The 1,372-nt window shown below is 70.7% G+C and carries 2 protein-coding genes; both read right to left on the bottom strand.

What is annotated here, in order from left to right; translation table 11 throughout:
• Nucleotides 1-368 (bottom strand): aromatic ring-hydroxylating dioxygenase subunit alpha (locus Q8S40_RS18910; protein ID WP_305671637.1); only part of this gene is annotated, 368 nt, incomplete at its 3' end.
• 40 nt (nt 369-408) lie between these two features.
• Nucleotides 409-1,191 (bottom strand): hypothetical protein, encoded by a 783-nt coding sequence (locus tag Q8S40_RS18915; protein ID WP_305671638.1) that lies wholly within the window; start codon nt 1,189-1,191, stop codon nt 409-411.
• Between the last annotated feature and the right edge of the window lie 181 nt (nt 1,192-1,372).

Here is a 1,372-nt window from a genome sequence, read left to right on the forward strand (position 1 = left end):
AGTCCGAATTCTCGCGGATCGAAACCCTCGAGCGCACCGAACCCGGTCGCCGCCCGCAGCCGCCCGTCCAGGGCATAGCGCCAGCCGTGATAGCCGCAGACCAGTTCACCGGCGCAGTGGCCCCGCACGCCGGAGACCAGCGGCCCCGCCCGGTGGCGGCAGACGTTGTGGAAGGCGCGCAAGATCCCGTCGGCGCCGCGCACGGCCAGCAGCCGGTGGCCCGCCATGTCCGTGGCGATCCAGTCACCTGGTCGCGGCGCCTCGTCCTCATGGCCCAGGAACAGCCAGGCGCGGCCGAATATGGCCGACCGTTCCCGGGCCCAGGCGTCAGGACAGCCGTACAGGCGGGCCGGAAGCGTGATCTGCATGCGGCAATGAAGGCCCCGGCGCGCACCGCGTCAACCGGCCTCAGACCGTAATCGCCTCCATGCCGGCGAAGACGGCGTGGGTCGCTCCGGCGGAGTGGGCGGCCAGGCCACGGTCCGGCCGCAGGTTCAGCAACATGACCTGCGGACAGGCCGCGCGCGCCGCCCCGACCAGGGCGGCGGCGTCCATCCACTCGCGCGCGCTTTCGTGGGCGACGCCGGCGAAGTCGATGGCCAGGCACTGGGCCCGCACCCCGTTCAGTCGCCGGGCCGCGCCCGGGTCCGGTGCGATGTGCAGGATCAGTCCCAGGGCGGCGGTTTCGAAATGAGCGATGGCCTCGTCGAGGGCTTCCGCCGACGCCTGCTCCAGCCCGCCCATGACCTCGACCAGCAGGGTCCCTGGCGCCGCCTCTTGCTGGAGCTCGGTGCAGAGCAGGGCAAACTGCCCGCCGCTCGAGGCGACTGTTCGCCAGAAGGCCGGCAGGACGCCACTGTCGTCGCGCTGCAGGCGCAGCAGATCGAGTCCATGATTCAGCGTCTGCAGGTCAATGCGTTTGAGATCCGCGGGCTCCAGCATCCGGCGCCCCAATGCGGTGAGGGCGCTCTCCCCCCCGCGGTGGCGGACAGAGCGCCGGATACGCCGACTGACCGGGACCGACCGGCTCAGATCGAACACCGGCTGCGCCGCCAAGGTCACGGCCAGCTCGCGCCCCCCGCGGGTGACGAGGGTGAAGGTCAGGCTTTCATAGGGTGCGGCATAGGCCCGGCGCTCGCCGAGCGGCGCGCGGACCGCCGCTCCTGCGGCGTCACTCTCCGGCTGACCCATGACCGTCTCCTTTAAGCCGGTCGACAAAGCCCCCCCTAGAGCGATTTCGCGCCTCAAGGCGGAAACAGACTGCTCACAAAGATGGTCAAACGGCGTTGACCATGACGCGTCCCGATCCTGTTCCCGCCTCCGCACAACCGCCCATACGGCTTGCACGGCCCCTCCCGTATGGGCCAAGACG

The sequence above is a fragment of the Falsiroseomonas sp. genome (genome assembly GCF_030695085.1).
Taxonomy (GTDB): Bacteria; Pseudomonadota; Alphaproteobacteria; order Acetobacterales; family Acetobacteraceae; genus Falsiroseomonas.